Origin of the sequence: Phormidium sp. FACHB-1136, assembly GCF_014697375.1 — a bacterium.
GTDB lineage: Bacteria > Cyanobacteriota > Cyanobacteriia > Phormidesmidales > Phormidesmidaceae > Nodosilinea.
This window is the reverse complement of sequence record NZ_JACJRS010000029.1, coordinates 25,168-40,525: the sequence shown is the minus strand read 5'-3', so window position 1 is coordinate 40,525 and position 15,358 is coordinate 25,168. Positions and strand designations below refer to the sequence as shown.

Here is a 15,358-nt window from a genome sequence, read left to right as displayed (position 1 = left end):
GCTCAAAGCAGAAATCCTCTCAAGAGGATTGGACATCAGGGGTACTACCGATCCAGCGAATCATACTGTTCCCCTACCCAGGGCAGGGCCGCGAGGTCTTCAAAGGTGACCTGGCGTTCTTTGTCGAGGGCTTCGATGCGGCGTTTTTCGGCGTAGATTTGGCTTTGGTAGTAGGCAAATTGTTCGGAATCAGCGGCGCAATCCGTCTTTTCCCAAAGGTTTAAAAAGTGACGATAGCGTTTTTCACAGAGATTTTTCTCCATGCAGGCGGCGGCGGCGCGGATGATCAGCGGGGCGCGGATGATATCACGTTTGGTCTTTTCGCCCAGGTGCAGCAGGGCTTGTAGGTGGGGGTTGGTAAGGCCCGAATCGGCAAACTGGTTGCGAAGGAGGCCGACGAGATCCGCCGGGGGCGTGGGGTGGTCGGCGGTGGGGGTGAGGAGGTGCTGCATTTGTCGCCACAGTGCGCGATGGTGGGAGTAGCTGAACTGAAGGTCGCGATCTTCGAGGACTTGGCGGATTTCCTCGCGGCTGGTGGGGTGGTGAAGGAAGACCCGCAGTAGGGCGGCTTCGGCTTGCTCTAGGGAACTGCCGCTGGGGGTGGCGCTGGGCAGGGTGCGGCTGGGGGGGGCATCGCTGGAGGTGGCGCGGCGTTGGCGGCGCACTTGGGTAATTAGGTTTTCGGCCAGCAGGGGTACCAGGCGGCTGTCGCCATTGCTGAAAATTTCGGCGCAGTAGCGGACGTAGTGGGTGCGGGTGTCGGCGTTGGCAATGTCGCTCAGCAGTTTGACCACGGATTGGGTGGTCTGCTGAAACTGGTCGGCTTGCCGCAGGTCTTTGCCCCGGATTAGGTTGTGGATTTGCCAATCGATCCACAGGGGCGCATCGTTGACCAGATCGCGGTAGTCGGCGGGGCTGTGGTGGCGCAAAAACTCGTCAGGGTCTTTGCCGTCGGGGATGTTCAGCACCCGCAGTTGCACGTCGCCGCGATAGGCCATTTCCTCCACTTCGCCAATGGCCCGCTGGGCGGCCTTCACCCCGGCGGCATCGGCGTCAAAGTTCAGCAACACCTGCTTAGATTCGGTGTAGCGCAAGACCTGGCGCACCTGGGCGGCGTTGATGGCGGTACCGAGGGCGGCCACCGCATTTTCAATGCCCGCAGCATGGAGGGCAATTACGTCAAAGTAGCCCTCGACCACGATGGCGCGATCCTGTTTGGCAATGGCGGCACGGGCTAAATCCAACCCATACAAGGTTTTGCCTTTATCAAACAGTTCCGTATCCGGTGAGTTGAGGTATTTAGGCTTCTCGTCCCCCAGGGAACGCCCGCCAAAACCAATCACCCGGCTCTGGGCATCGCGGATGGGAATCATCAGCCGTTCTCGGAAGCGGTCGTAGTAGCCTTCGCCCTTTTTGCGTGGCACAATCAGGCCCGCTTTTTCTATTAGCTCGACCGGATAGTTTTTTTGCTCAACTAAATAGTCGTAAAGGGTCTGCCAGCCCCCCGGCGAAAAGCCTAATTGAAACTTCTGAATCGTGGCATCCTGCAAGTCCCGTTTTTCCCGCAAGTAGGCCAAGGCCTCGGCCCCATCGCTTTGGTGCAGGGCGTGTTCGTAAAATCGGGCGGTGAGGGCGAGAATTTCGTAGAGCTGTTCCCGCAGGGTAAGCTGGCGCTGAAGTTCCTGGCGTTTGGCAGGTTCCAACGTAGTGACGGGCACCTGGTAGCGCTGGGCCAAATCTAGCACCACATCGGCAAAGGATCGCTTATTCAGCTCCATCAAAAACTTAAAGGCATTGCCCCCCGCCCCACAGGAAAAACAATAATAAAACTGCTTGCCGGGGCTAACGCTAAAACTGGGAGATTTGTCCTCATGGAAAGGACAAAGACCGACGAAATCTTTGCCCTGCTTTTTCAGCACCACATACTGCGACACCACATCCACAATATCAACGCGATCCCGTACCGCTTCGATGGTGTCGGGGTGAAGGCGAGGGGTGTCCATGGGAGAGGTGAAGGGGTGAGGAGGTCAGGGGTAAAAAGCCAGGGTCAGGAGGACTGGATTGAGAGGACTGGACGGGAACAGAAGGCCAGCGGTGCCATTAGTGTAGCCCGTTTTTTTAGAGTTGAAATGTACTACAATATCAATCAATCTTTGGGCCAACTGCTGTGCCGTTCGTGGGGATTCACCATGACCACCGTCCAACGCCGCCCCCTCAACCCGCTACCGCCCATCACCTGGGAGAAACTGCCAGCGGATTTTCCCCTGCCCGATGATCCCGTGGATAATACTCTTCAACCTTTGCTTGCTGCTGCCCTGCGCGAAGCCCTGGAACTGGCTGGGCTGATCCTAGAATCGGCCCTGATTGCTACGAACTTTGGGGTTTGTGCCACCGTGGGCGATAAAACCGTGGTGAAAGCGCCAGACTGGGTCTATGTGGCCTCGGTCAATCCGGTGCCATCGGGCCACGTTCGCCGCAGCTACACCCCCCATGCCGAAGGCGATATTCCCACCCTGGTGATGGAGTTTGTCTCCGAAACCGAAGGGGGCGAATATTCCATCAATCCCCACTATCCCTACGGCAAATGGTATTTCTATGAGCGCATCCTCCAAGTGCCGCTCTACGCCATTTTTCACCCCCAATCTGGCCAGTTAGACCTGTTTCGCCTCATTAACGGCCAGTATGTCGAGCAGCAGGCCGATGAAAATGGTCGCTACTGGATTGCCGAACTTAACCTTTTTCTGGGCCTCTGGTCTGGGAAAAAGGCGGAAATGACCACAACCTGGCTGCGCTGGTGGGATGCCGACGGCAATCTGCTGCTGTGGGGCAGTGAACAATTGTCTCAAGAGCGCCAGAGAGCCGAGCAAGAACGCCAGCGGGCCGAACAGGAACGTCAACGGGCAGAACAAGCACACCAGCGGGTCGAACAGCTTACAGAACGCCTGCGGCAATTGGGCGTTGATCCAGAGGAATTGCCCTAGGCCAATGCGCCAATGCCGTCCTGCCCCGATAGGGGAGCGGTTCCCGCGCCCCCAGCCCCAAGGAAAATCATCGAGGGCTATGGCCTGCGTTCGGCTGTTGCCCTAGCCTAGTGCGGCAATCCTACCCCAGCCCGCCGCTGTAGCCATGGCACTATGAAAGCACGGTTTCGATATTACCCCTTCCACCCCAAAAGCCATGCACAACCCCGCCCAAGCCTTCTATAGCTGGTACAAGAATACCCTCAATCATCCCAAATATCGCTGGATTTTGGTGGCGGGTACGCTGCTTTATTTACTCAGCCCCATTGATATTTCCCCGGATTTTATTCCCATCATCGGCTGGATTGACGATGGCATTGTGGCCTCGATTTTTGTGGCCTCCTTATCCCAAATTCTGCTGTCGGGTCTCACCAAAGGGCGCACCGATTTAGGGGATGATCGCAATAATGCCACCGTGGATGTCAACCCTGAAATCTAGGGCGACTTCTGGAAGCAACTATCATACCGACGATATCCATGGCCCTCAGCCCATCAATCCGCGCCACTATGGGGATCGAACCTGGTTGACCGAAAAACAGCGCAAATTCGCCATGGTTAGCCCAGCCCAAGCAGCGGCTATTGTCGCTGACCTAGAATACAAAGCCACCCAGGATGAGTTTCAGCGACCCATGATTGAGCAAGTGATTAAGCAAGCGCTGCAAAATTACTGATTGCAGCGCCCGTTGAGCCCTTCGCAACCTCGATCACCCTCGTAGGTAATCCCGCACATCCACGACTTTGCCTGAGAGGGCGGCGGCGGCCACCATGGCCGGACTCATCAACAACGTGCGGCCCGATGCGGAACCCTGCCGCCCCTTAAAGTTACGGTTCGAGGAGGAGGCGCTGATCTGCCGTCCCTGGAGTTTGTCGGGGTTCATGGCGAGGCACATGGAGCAGCCTGCTTCCCGCCATTCCAGCCCCGCAGCGGTGAAGATTTCGTCCAGTCCTTCGGCTTCGGCCTGTTGTTTCACTTGCTCGGAACCGGGCACCACAAAGGCTTTGATGCCCTCGGCCACGGTGTGCCCTTTCACGACCTTGGCGGCTTCCCGTAGGTCGCTGATGCGGCCATTGGTGCAACTGCCGATGAAGCACACATCGATAGGCGTCCCTTGTAGCGGCTGACCGGGCTGCAAATCCATGTAGGCGAAAGCTTCTTCGGCTAGGGCGCGTTCTCCCTCGGCAAAGCTGTCTAGGGTGGGCAGGGCTTCGTCCACGCCAATGCCCTGACCGGGGGTGATGCCCCAGGTGACGGTGGGGGCAATGTCGGCGGCGTTGAACACCACCACATCGTCATAGACGGCATCGGCATCGCTGCGGAGGGTGTTCCACCAGGCCACGGCCTTGTCCCAGGCTTCCCCTTGGGGGGCAAATTCTCGCCCTTGCAGATAGTCGTAGGTGGTTTGGTCGGGGTTGACGTAGCCGCACCGGGCACCGCCTTCGATGGCCATGTTGCAGATGGTCATCCGCCCTTCCATGCTCATTGTGTCCAGCGTGGTTCCGGCAAATTCGTAGGCATAGCCGACGCCGCCCTTTACGCCCAACGTACGGATGATGTGGAGAATCACGTCCTTGGCGTAGACGCCCTGGGGCAGGGGGCCGTTCACCTCAAGGCGGCGCACCTTGAGTTTACCGAGGGCCAGGGTTTGGGAGGCCAGCACATCGCGCACTTGGCTGGTGCCAATGCCAAAGGCAATCGCCCCAAAGGCTCCGTGGGTGGAGGTGTGGCTGTCGCCGCAGGCAATGGTCATCCCCGGCTGGGTGAGCCCCTGTTCCGGCGCAATCACATGGACGATGCCCTGGTGGCCGGAACCGATGTTGTAGAACCGAATCCCGAAATCCTGACAATTCTGCTCTAGCGCCTGCATCATCGACTCGGCTAGGGGATCAGCAAAGGGGCGGGCCTGGTTTTCCGTGGGGACGATGTGATCCACCGTGGCCACCGTGCGCTGGGGGTACATCACGGGTAGGTTCCGCTCCCGTAGCATGGCAAAGGCTTGGGGGCTGGTGACTTCGTGGACGAGGTGCAGCCCAATGAAAAGCTGAGTTTGGCCAGAGGGCAGGGTGCCCACGGTGTGCAGATCCCAAACTTTATCGAACAGCGTGCCCTTGCTCATAGCTAACCCGATGTGATGGCGTAAACGGTTGGATCCCGGCGATCCAAAAGACTCCTTATTGTACCGCACCAGCATGGGGCGGCATGGGTAGGGTCGAGGTTCCCTCGACCTCAGGACTCGCGCTGAGGCGTTGAATCTGCTCCGTGAAGTAATCCTGCCGATGGTGGAGTTGCTGGGCGAGGGCTAACCCTTCGGTATAGGCTTGCAGTGCCCCGACGGGGTTATCGGTTTGCTCGTAGAGTTGGCCCAGGTGGTCGAAGGTGTCCATCAGGCCATAGGCGTCCAGGGCTTGCCGTTCCACCGCCAGCAGTTGTTGGTAGAGGTAGTCCACATCGGGCCATTGCTCCAACTGGCGATAGAGATCGGCTAACCCACGTAGGGTTTGGGCGGCGATTTCAAACTGTTCGCCCTCAATGGCGTTGGTGTAGGCCACCTGATATTGGCGCGATGCAGATTCTAGATCGCCTAGCCGCAGATGGTTTTGGGCCATGGCATACTGAAGCCCAGCCACCTGATTCCAGCGGGTTTCCTCGGCCCGATAGCGTTCAAGCAGTTGTTGTTGAGCCATCAGGGCAGCCTCGAATTGCTGGGCAAAGTCTAGGTTTTCAATCTGCCCCACCAAAAAGCGAATCACGTCATCCTGCTGGTGTGCTGCCCCGTGATCGGTGACTAAGGCCACCAGTTCGCCATAGGTGGCAGCGGCCTCTGGAAAATAAAACCACTCGGCATAGAGCAAGGCTAGAGCCTCTAGCTGGGCTTGGTGTTCCTGGGTATCCCCTCGGTCTAGGGCGACATTGGCCAAGCTGCGACGAAGATTCGCGGCGGTCTCCACGCTGCCCAGGGTGGCGTAAATAGCGGTGATGCGCTCCAATTGTTCTCGATCTTCATGATGGGCTAGATCTAGGCTAGGGGTGATCTGATCGAGCCGTAGCGACAATAGTTGCAAGGCTTGGGTGGCGCTTCTGTCTCGCAACCACTGGGCCACTCGGTCGATGGCCTCTAGTTCCGCATCCAGGCCCAACAACCGCCGCAGCCGCACCTCCCGCATCCAGAGTTCCTGGGCGGCTTCGGAATCCTCCGTCTCCGCTAAGGTCTCTGCCTCACGGGCCAGTTGATCCAACGCCTGTTCCAGGGCCAACAACTCCAGGGGGCTGAGGGGGCGCTCCACCGTGGGCGTCGGCAGCAGCGGATCACGGGGATCATCCGTCAAAGGATCCGCTAAGAACCGATCCCGCACCTCAGGTGGCAACGCCTGGGCCAGTGCCGGAGATCCCAACCCCAGGCGGATCGGGCGACCCAGCTCCAGCAGCCCCGTCCCGCCCAACGTGAGCACCAACACACTCAACATCCGCCATGGGGCAAGACCTTGGAGCCAACCCCGGCGCTGACGAATACCCCAAGCAAAGAAATAGGACACAGAGACAACCCCAAGCAGCCCGATAAATCCAGCGTTTAGATCCTATTACGGGAACGGAATCGCCGTAGGGCTAGGGGACAGTTCCGCCAAGTGTGACAACCCCTTAACATCTCCCCAGGGCGCATGAAGGGGGGTACCGAGGTAATGTACCCTAAATATTCTGTGACGATCTGTCGTTACCGTTGGTAATCCTTCGTCATCCCCAGTCATCTTCGTTTACAGATCATGCCATCCCTCGCCTCCCCCGCTGTTTCGGCCACCCCTCGCACCATTCGCATCGTGTCTCGCAAGAGCCAGTTGGCGCTGATTCAAACCCACTGGGTGCGCGACGAGCTTCAGCGGCATTTTCCCGAATTCCAGTTCGAGGTGGTGACGATGGACACCCAGGGCGACAAGGTGCTAGATGTCTCCCTATCCAAAATTGGCGATAAGGGGCTGTTCACCCAGGAACTCGAAGATTCCATGCTGCGGGGCGACAGCGACTTTGCCGTGCATTCCCTCAAGGATTTGCCCACCCGTCTCCCCGAAGGCTTGATGCTGGGCTGCATCACCGAGCGGGAAGACCCCGCCGATGCCCTCGTCGTCCACGAGCGCCACCAAGATAAAACCCTGGCCACCCTGCCCGAAGGCGCTGTAATTGGCACCTCTTCTCTGCGGCGGCTGGCCCAACTGCGCCACCACTATCCCCACCTGGCGTTTAAGGATATTCGCGGCAACCTCAATACCCGCCTGCGCAAGCTGGATGACGGCGAGTACGATGGCATCATCCTCGCGGCGGCGGGGCTGCACCGCATGGCTATGGACGACCGCATCCACGAACTGCTCCCCGCCGAGATTTCCCTCCATGCCGTGGGGCAGGGAGCGTTGGGGATTGAGTGCCGCACGGGCGACGAGGACATTCTCTCCCTGCTGAGCGTGTTGTCCCATGCCCCCACCACCGCCCGCTGTTTGGCCGAGCGGGCCTTCCTGCGCGAACTTGAAGGCGGTTGCCAAGTGCCCATCGGCGTCAACACAGTGCTAGATGGCGACACCCTCACCCTTACCGGGCTGGTGGCCAGTTTGGACGGGCAGCAATTGATTAAAGACACCGTGCAAGGCCTTGCCAACACCGCTGAAGCCCTGGGCACTCAACTGGCCCAAACCCTTCGCAGCCAAGGAGCCCAGGCCATCCTCGACGACATCAACGCCACCAACCGGGCCTAGGGTTCAGCCGTAGGGGCACAGGGAATCGGGAGGGCAGAGACAGCAGCGCCCATCTCAACCGCTCGTGGGCCAAGCGTTTAGCGATAGTTGGCAACGATTTCACAACTCAGTGTGCCGAAATTTTTCCCATGAAGTAAGCTTAACGGCAAGTGTTCAGGAGAAGGCACATGAACAGCGTACGGCGTTGGATGGGGAATGCAGCATTCGCTTCGCTGCTGGCGGTCGCGGTGGCGGGGGCCGGGTCTGCCCTTCGTCCAGAGACAGCGCAAGCCCAGGTCGCCTACGGCAGCTATGTGGGTTTGGGGGCTGCGGTTGGCTTCACCGATGATGCGGCCACCGGACAAGGTAGCGGCATTCAGGGGGTCATCGCCGGACGCTATCGGTTCCTGACCATGCCCATTTCTGCCCGCGCCCAAGCCTTTGTCTTTGGCGATAGCTTTGCGGTCGTGCCCACAGTTTCCTACGACTTCCCCCTCAGTTGGAATGCCGATGCCTACCTTGGAGCCGGGATCTCTATCCCGAGTGGCGGCAACACCCCTAGCGTGGTAGGCGACAAAACCGCCTTCGTCTTGCAACCTGGGATAGACTACATGTTCCCCAACAGCAACCTGGTGGCCTTTGGAAATGCCATCTTTGCCTTCGATGCCTATCGCAATGGTGGCAACACCGCAATTTCGGTTCAGGGCGGTGTGGGGATGCAGTTCTAGGCCCATCCGGTCATCTGCGGCGATCGGCTCCATTCCCCCAGGAAAATCCACTAAACTCATTCCTAATGGTGTTCACCCTAGGCGAGGGTAAGGATTAACCTGTGCCGTCAGTTATTGGGATTCTCTCCTTTATTATCATCGGCTACTTGATTAGCTCGGTGCGCATCATCAACCAGGGCGAAGAGGCGCTGGTGGAGCGTCTTGGCCGTTACCACCGCAAGCTCAAGCCCGGTTTGAACTTTATTGTGCCGACGCTAGACTACATCCGCCTGAAGGACAGCGTGCGGGAGCGCATCCTCGACGTGGCCAAGCAAGGGGCGATCACCAAGGACAACGTCTCCCTAGAGGTGGATGCGGTGGTCTATTGGCGCATCCTGGAGCTGGAACTCACCTACTACGCCATCGAAGACGTAGAAAAGGCAATTCAGGAATTGGTGATTACCACCCTGCGCTCGGAAATTGGGAAAATGGAGTTTGAGAACACCTTTTCCTCCCGCGACGAACTGAACCGGGCGCTGCTCTCTCAACTGGATGAAGCGACGGAACCCTGGGGCGTGAAGGTGACACGGGTGGAGGTACAGGAAATTGTGCCCCCCGAAGAGGTGCGCCGATCCATGCAGAAGCAGCAGGCCGCCGAACTGGAACGACGGGCCACCGTCCTCAAGGCCCAGGGGGATCAAGAAGCCGCCATCAAACGGGCTGAGGCCACGGTGCAATCCATCCAAATGCTCTCCGATGCCCTGCAACAGCGGGAAAACGGCCCCAGCATCCTGCAATTTCTCATTGCCCAAGACTATGTAGAGGCCAATCAAAAGCTGGGGGCCAGCGAAAACTCCAAGGTCGTTTTTATGGATCCCAAAAACCTCACCGAAGGCCTCGCCCGCCTGATCGAACCCGATTCCCCCCACAAACCCAAATCCGACGACGACGATTTTCCCAGCCGCCGCCGTCGTTCCGCCCCCTAGGCCATGGGCTGAGTTGGTGTCGGTGGGTAGTGCCCCTAACCACTGTGCTATAATCAAAAACCCTGGCACAAATTCATTCTTAGAGAACGAACTATCCCATGACTCTGTTGCAAGCGCGCAAGCAGGAAATTATTTCCGACTACCAAGTTCACGAAACTGACACCGGATCCGCTGATCTTCAGATCGCGATGTTGACCGAGCGTATCAATCGCCTCAGCGCTCACCTGCAAAAAAATAAGAAAGACTACTCCTCTCGCCGTGGCCTGCTGAAGATGATTGGCCACCGCAAGCGGCTGATGGCCTACCTTCAAAAGCAAGACAGCGACCGCTATCGGGCACTGATCCAAAAGCTAGGCATTCGCGGCTAGACTCACAACGACTCCGTGCTTAGCAACGGGAGTTTGGGGACTGGCTAGGATTTAAGCTAGGTCAAGGGATAGAATCTCTTGGCCTAGTTTGATGTAACAACGTTAGGTTTTGGAACGCTATGGCTCCAGATTCTTCTCGCAAGCGCCTGCCCTTTGAACCGGGCAAACAAGGTAAGGGGGCTAGTGCGGCCTCTGAACCTGCCAAGTCTACGACCACTAAGGGCAAGCCAGACAAGCCCCAGGGCAAGGCATCCCCCAGCGAGGCTAACTCGGTTTCTCCAGCCGCAGCGGCCAAGGCCAAGGCCATTAGCGATGCGGCGAAGGCTAGGGCCGAGAAGAAAGCCCAGGCCCAGCAACGGGCTGCCGCTACGGCCATTCCAGAGGTCGTTAGCCAGCGGATGCTGCGCCGGATGCTGGTATTTTCGGGGACTCCCACCTTTTTTGGGGTAGCCACCTTTTTTGTCAGCTATGGGCTGATTGTGAAGGGCAATGTTGATCTGCCGCCCTATGCCGTGTTGCTGGTCACCCTGGGCTGCTTTGGCCTGGGGGTGGTGGGGCTCACCTATGGGGTGCTATCTGCCTCCTGGGATGAGGATCGCCCTGGCGACTGGCTGGGGATCGCCGAGTTTAAGGTCAACTTTAGCCGCATGACCAGCGCCTGGAGCCAAAAATCCAAGGGGTAGGCCAGCGGCAAGGGCTGAACCTAGGGGCAAACCTAGGGGCGATCTGGGGTTTCCTGGGATTGGATGAGTTGGTTGATTTGAGCTTCCATGGCCCGCAACATATTGCTGACGGCGATCAGGGTAGCTGTGGGCGGCTTGTCCTTGGGGAGGCTTTGGCCAGATCGGTCGCGAATGGCGTGGATACGTTGCTGTAGGGTTTGGGCAATGCCGAGGGCATCTCGGCCCAGTTGCTCAATCTGCTGTTGCTGATAAAACTTGAGCGCCGCCCCTCGCAGGACTTGCAAGGTGGCTTCTTCCCCATGGGGACCAGCAATAATTCGGAGACGTAGCAGCACCCGCTCCTGGCGATACAGACGCTCGATTTCCACCTGCTTGGTTTTGGTGACGGGCAGCAGCGACAGGTGGGTAAGCCGTTTGAGTTCGTTGATGACACTCTGAAAGAGATCCAGGCTGAGATCGTCAATCACCGACTGCAAGACCCCATCCTGGCTGCATAGCACTTTGCCCCCGTGGGCCTGTCGTTCAAAATAGAGGCGACCAATGCCCTCCCTGAGCACCTGCTGAACCAAGCCCTGCATCAACGCCTTGGGGGACATCAATGCAATATCGCCTATCCCGCTATCGGCATCAACGGCATCAAGGTCGAGTTGAAGGGGAGATGAGACAGCCTGGGGATTCTTGGACGGCGACGGCACGGGGGGCGGGGCCGGGGGATGGGTTACCGGGGGTGGGCTAGACGCCGCCGAGATCGCGGTAATATCCGTGGGGCTATCGACAACAAAGGTGGCGAACTCGCTATTAACCGGAGGAGGAGAGGTGGGCCAAGCGGGCGTTTGCCCTGACCGAAGCGGGCTTTTCTGCTGCTTTACCTTGGCGGCATAGCTGAGGTACTTCGACAACATTTGCCGATGCCAATCGGAGGCAACGGGGCAAGACACCACAGAATATTTGATGTAGGAGACCTGTCGTCGCACATAGTCTAGAGCCACGGTATCCGTGGGGTCTACCATGCCCAGATTGAGATGTCCGGCTTCAATGGAGAGAGGAATAATTTGGTGAAATAAACACGCCTCAAAGGGCAAAATGCTATCCACCAAGGACAACATTTGATCCACATTGATACGCTGATCCAGCGCCTCATCGTTGCTCTGGGCAGAAAAGCCGATCTCCTCGGATGGTACCGGGGCATTGAGTTCCGGCATGGCTCTATTGTAAAGAAGACGACTGCAAAGGAAACGACGTTAATTTAGGGAGCACACCTTACCTCCATATCCTAGGGGATATCCCCTAAGCTGGCGACCCCTACACGCGAAACGTTACTAAACCCCCAGGACTAGGCACGGAGATCCTGCGCTTGGAGGTAGATCTTCACCCACTGCCCCTGTACGTGTCTGGGTTTGAGCCCTAGATGTTGGGCGATCTCCTCTAGGGATTGGTCGGTTCGGGCATAGTCAAGAATCTGCTGTTGTTCGGCGGACAACTCCTGCCAGAAGGTTTGCCACTGGGTAGGGGTGAGGCCAAAGCTATGATCTTGGAGCGAGGTTTTGAGCCAGTGAAGCACGAGGGCGGGCTGCTCTTTGAGGGCAAAAATTTTCAGGGCGTGGTAACTAATTTTTTCCCGCAGACGATAGACCTGCTGCACGGGCAAATCCATCCTCTGGGCAATTTGTTCCTGGGAAAACCCCTGCAAATGCAACTCCAGCCACCGCACGGCCTCCCCATTCAGGTGGCGGTGTAAGTAGGTGATCAGTGCGTCCTTCACCTGCTGGCGCTGTACCTGCTGTTCGAGATCCTGCTGCCCCTCTAGATACTGGTTCCAGGCTTCGCCATCGAGTAAGTTGAGGGCATCGTCGTCACCGTCGGGGGCAATTTCATCGGACACCAGGCGAATTAAGGTTCCGGTGGGAACCTGGGTCATGCCGCCCCGCTGGCTGCGGCGCAGGTAGTTCACAAAGCGGTACATGATCAAGGGCTGATTGCGAATGGGCCGCAGGCAATATTCCTCCAGACTGGCCAGCATCAGCAGATTTCGCAGTCGGGCCTGATCGGTGCAAGTGCTAATTCGCTGGACTTCTTGGCCCAGGTAGCGATCACTGCGCATCATTTCCTGCACCACCTCCTGCACCACATCCACCACGGTGCGGCGACGGTCGCGACTGAGGGCAATCCAAGTACTAATTTTGTTGCGAATTAAAAACAGCCCGCTGAGGCGCTGAATCAACCGACGATACCCCTGTTCTGGCCCCACTCCCCAATAGCGCTGCTGCAAAATGCGATAACGGTAGGCGATGGCCTGCTGAGCCACACTGGTCTGCTCCGGCGAGAAAGACTCCCAGCGATCCGGCGGATGCCCCAACAACCAGCCCAAAACCCCCTCATATACCTCCTCTGGCTGGTCAGGATAATCCACCCTTACCCGCGACAGCCACTGATCAGCCACCTTGTCTGCCATATTCATCAACTTGTGATCCTTCCTGCACCACCTAAGGCCAACGGTAGGCTTTCATCTTAAATCGCTGTGCTCCCCATGTTCCTCTCCCTTGGGCCTGGGCAGACACCGTGCAGGGCACCAAGATTGATGAACTTTATTAAACCTTCATATTAACAGGTGCCCTTCAAAGTTTTGGCAAAGCTACTTCATACCGTCACAGATCCTTCCGGACAAAACCTTATAGTCTCCCTTACGACCTATGTAGATATACGGTGGTACACCTGTCTTAGCCGCCATTTGTTTAAGGAATGTTTCGCTAAGCCACAGGACTACCTAGGTCATCGTTAGCCCGCTGCTAGGCTCTCCTAGTATTCACGATTTTCACCCGATTGCGGCCTTTCCTAGCCGAATTTCGTTGCCACTGGCTGCAAATGCTCGAATAACGATAACGCTTAAATAACAGGGTCTCTCATGCTGTCACTTCACCGTGAACCAATTACTGAATCGCCGCTGCTTCGGCACCATCCCTCCGTCACCTGCACCATTAAGCGATCCCTCGATATTCTGGGCGCTCTAGTGGGGTTGGGACTGCTAGCCATTATTGGCCTACCCATTGCCCTAGCCATCAAGTTGGACAGCCCCGGCCCAGTGCTGTACTCCCAAGAACGCTACGGCCTGAAGGGTAAGCCCTTTCGGATTTGGAAATTCCGCTCCATGGTGCAAAACGCCGACGCCCTAAAATCCTCGGTGACCAACCAAGCCCAAGGGCTAATCTTTAAAAATGAGGCCGATCCTCGCATCACCCGTGTGGGGAACATTCTGCGTAAAACCAGTCTGGATGAGTTTCCCCAATTTTGGAACGTGCTACGCGGCGAAATGAGTCTCGTCGGTACTCGCCCCCCCACGGCGGATGAAGTGTCGCGCTACCGCCCCCATCACTGGAAACGCCTCAATGTGAAGCCTGGGCTAACCGGACAATGGCAGGTGAGCGGACGTTCCGCCATCAAGGATTTTGAGGAAATCGTCAAGCTTGACCTAATCTACCAGCGCATTTGGTCGCCCTGGTATGACCTCAAGTTGATTCTGCAAACCGTGACGGTTCTGCTCAACCGCAAAGGCGCTTACTAAGGCATCGTCATAGGGTATCGCTAAGCCCCCGGTTTCTCGCCCCTCGGGGCAGGGTTCCCTAAGGGAAACCACACAGAAACCAGGGGTTTTGCCATGCAAGCTTAGGATAGCCCCATCAGACGGGATCTCGGTTGGAGGCTCTCCATTTGGCGCAGTTCTTCGTATAGGGCTTTTTCCCGATCACTCAATCGCGTCGGAATCACGACCTCTAGTTCGATAATCAAGTCCCCCCGATCTTGGCCGATGGGATAGCCCCGCCCCACCAGGCGAATGCGCTGACCCGTTTGCGCTCCCTGAGGGAGGGTCGTGCGCTGGGGGCCGTCTAGGGTGGGAATTTCAATGGTGCTGCCGAGGGCGGCTTCGCTGGGAGTGATGGGCAATCGGCAGAAAATATCGCTGCCCTGAAGCTTAAACAGCGGATGAGGCTCAACCTCAATGCGGAGGTACAGGTTGCCGCCGCCTACGCCCTGGCCTCGCAGACGAATCCGCTGCCCTGTTACCATGCCAGGGGGCATCTGCACTTCTAGGGATCGACCATCCTCCAGCCGAATCCGTTCCCGTCCACCCCGGAAGGCTTTTTCCAGGGGAACGGTGAGGTTGGCTTCGGCATCGCGGCGTCCTCCTCGGCGGGGTTCTGGTTGAGGAGGTTCCCCATAGCTGGCCCCATTGGCGTAGGCAGGGGCATCTACGGTGGATTTAGCCGGATCAGCCCGACGGTTCAAGAGTTGATCGACGAAGTTGTTGAAGTCTGGGAATTCCCCAAAACCAAAGTCCTCTAGGGAAATTCTCCCACCGCTGCGGTTGGACGTGGCCTCACGGGTCGCTGCGGCTTCGGCCTGACGCTGAAAGCCCTTTTGCTTCCAATACTGGCTAAATCGCTCGTACTGGGCGCGTTTGTCGGTGTCCGACAGGATTTCGTAGGCTTCCCCCAGCAGCTTAAACTTTTCCTCGGCCACTTGGTCGCCGGGGTTGAGGTCGGGGTGATACTGGCGGGCTAATTTACGGTAGGCCTGCTTGATCGTGCCAAAGTCGGCCTCCCTTGAAACTCCCAGAATCTCGTAGTAGTTCCGAAAGTTTTGCATATCAAGCGTTCAGGGATACGTCGGGATAGGGGATCGGGAGCGGGCCGATCTAGAGCCATTCGTCGCGGCTGGCCCAATCGCTGCCATAGTCGGAGTCGGGAGGCGGGCTAGGGCGGCGGGGTGGTTCGCGTCCGTCGGATGCTGGCGGGTTGGGGAGGCGTTCCGAGGAACTGGTGTCGGCCCAAGGATCGTCATCCCAGTTGCTTGTGCCGGAGCTGCTGGAGGTCGTTCGGGATGGGC

The 15,358-nt window shown here is 57.7% G+C and carries 15 protein-coding genes; 9 read left to right on the top strand and 6 right to left on the bottom strand.

What is annotated here, in order from left to right:
- Window positions 1–44: 44 nt before the first annotated feature.
- Window positions 45–2,003 (bottom strand): DNA primase, encoded by a 1,959-nt coding sequence (gene dnaG / locus H6G62_RS10955; protein WP_190495003.1) that lies wholly within the window; start codon window positions 2,001–2,003, stop codon window positions 45–47.
- A gap of 186 nt (window positions 2,004–2,189) precedes the next feature.
- Here dnaG and H6G62_RS10950 point away from each other — a divergent pair, with 186 nt between their 5' ends.
- The 3 genes from H6G62_RS10950 (at window position 2,190) to H6G62_RS10940 (ending at window position 3,691) form a co-directional block, all read left to right on the top strand.
- Window positions 2,190–2,981 carry a Uma2 family endonuclease gene (locus H6G62_RS10950; RefSeq protein ID WP_190495001.1) on the top strand — a complete coding sequence of 264 codons (792 nt, stop codon included), beginning with the start codon at window positions 2,190–2,192 and terminating at the stop codon, window positions 2,979–2,981.
- 196 nt (window positions 2,982–3,177) lie between these two features.
- A complete protein-coding gene (locus tag H6G62_RS10945; protein ID WP_190494999.1) occupies window positions 3,178–3,459 on the top strand; it encodes a YkvA family protein in 282 nt (93 codons plus the stop codon).
- Complete coding sequence (locus H6G62_RS10940; protein WP_190494998.1) at window positions 3,440–3,691, top strand: hypothetical protein; 252 nt, start codon at window positions 3,440–3,442, stop codon at window positions 3,689–3,691. The genes H6G62_RS10945 and H6G62_RS10940 overlap by 20 nt, the downstream gene beginning before the upstream one ends.
- Before the next feature lie 33 nt (window positions 3,692–3,724).
- Here the strand turns inward: H6G62_RS10940 and leuC are convergent, their stop codons facing one another.
- Both leuC and H6G62_RS10930 read right to left on the bottom strand, forming a co-directional pair.
- A complete protein-coding gene (leuC, locus tag H6G62_RS10935; protein ID WP_190494996.1) occupies window positions 3,725–5,134 on the bottom strand; it encodes a 3-isopropylmalate dehydratase large subunit in 1,410 nt (469 codons plus the stop codon).
- A 55-nt stretch (window positions 5,135–5,189) separates the two neighbouring features.
- A complete protein-coding gene (locus tag H6G62_RS10930) occupies window positions 5,190–6,551 on the bottom strand; it encodes a hypothetical protein (protein ID WP_190494994.1) in 1,362 nt (453 codons plus the stop codon).
- A gap of 225 nt (window positions 6,552–6,776) precedes the next feature.
- On the opposite strand from H6G62_RS10930, the gene hemC reads away from it, so the two are divergent.
- The 5 genes from hemC (at window position 6,777) to H6G62_RS10905 (ending at window position 10,477) form a co-directional block, all read left to right on the top strand.
- Window positions 6,777–7,754: a hydroxymethylbilane synthase gene (gene hemC / locus H6G62_RS10925; protein ID WP_190494992.1), complete on the top strand. Its 978-nt coding sequence runs from the start codon at window positions 6,777–6,779 to the stop codon at window positions 7,752–7,754.
- A 167-nt stretch (window positions 7,755–7,921) separates the two neighbouring features.
- Entirely contained in the window at window positions 7,922–8,461 is a 540-nt protein-coding gene (locus H6G62_RS10920) for a hypothetical protein (protein ID WP_242051929.1), read from the top strand.
- Window positions 8,462–8,562: 101 nt separating this feature from the next.
- The gene (locus H6G62_RS10915) at window positions 8,563–9,426 is read left to right on the top strand and encodes an SPFH domain-containing protein (RefSeq protein WP_190494990.1); all 864 of its coding nucleotides are present in this window, start codon (window positions 8,563–8,565) and stop codon (window positions 9,424–9,426) included.
- Window positions 9,427–9,524: 98 nt separating this feature from the next.
- Window positions 9,525–9,794 carry a 30S ribosomal protein S15 gene (gene rpsO, locus H6G62_RS10910; RefSeq protein WP_190494988.1) on the top strand — a complete coding sequence of 90 codons (270 nt, stop codon included), beginning with the start codon at window positions 9,525–9,527 and terminating at the stop codon, window positions 9,792–9,794.
- Window positions 9,795–9,913: 119 nt separating this feature from the next.
- Entirely contained in the window at window positions 9,914–10,477 is a 564-nt protein-coding gene (locus H6G62_RS10905) for a PAM68 family protein (protein ID WP_190494986.1), read from the top strand.
- Window positions 10,478–10,509: 32 nt separating this feature from the next.
- On the opposite strand, the gene H6G62_RS10900 is transcribed toward H6G62_RS10905, so the two are convergent.
- Both H6G62_RS10900 and H6G62_RS10895 read right to left on the bottom strand, forming a co-directional pair.
- Window positions 10,510–11,679 carry a hypothetical protein gene (locus tag H6G62_RS10900; protein ID WP_190494984.1) on the bottom strand — a complete coding sequence of 390 codons (1,170 nt, stop codon included), beginning with the start codon at window positions 11,677–11,679 and terminating at the stop codon, window positions 10,510–10,512.
- A gap of 131 nt (window positions 11,680–11,810) precedes the next feature.
- Entirely contained in the window at window positions 11,811–12,935 is a 1,125-nt protein-coding gene (locus tag H6G62_RS10895) for a HetZ-related protein 2 (protein WP_190494983.1), read from the bottom strand.
- A gap of 444 nt (window positions 12,936–13,379) precedes the next feature.
- On the opposite strand from H6G62_RS10895, the gene H6G62_RS10890 reads away from it, so the two are divergent.
- A complete protein-coding gene (locus tag H6G62_RS10890; RefSeq protein WP_190494981.1) occupies window positions 13,380–14,036 on the top strand; it encodes a sugar transferase in 657 nt (218 codons plus the stop codon).
- A gap of 101 nt (window positions 14,037–14,137) precedes the next feature.
- Here H6G62_RS10890 and H6G62_RS10885 read toward each other — a convergent pair whose 3' ends face one another.
- On the bottom strand, window positions 14,138–15,118 hold the full coding sequence (locus H6G62_RS10885; RefSeq protein ID WP_190494979.1) for a J domain-containing protein: 981 nt from the start codon (window positions 15,116–15,118) through the stop codon (window positions 14,138–14,140).
- Between the last annotated feature and the right edge of the window lie 240 nt (window positions 15,119–15,358).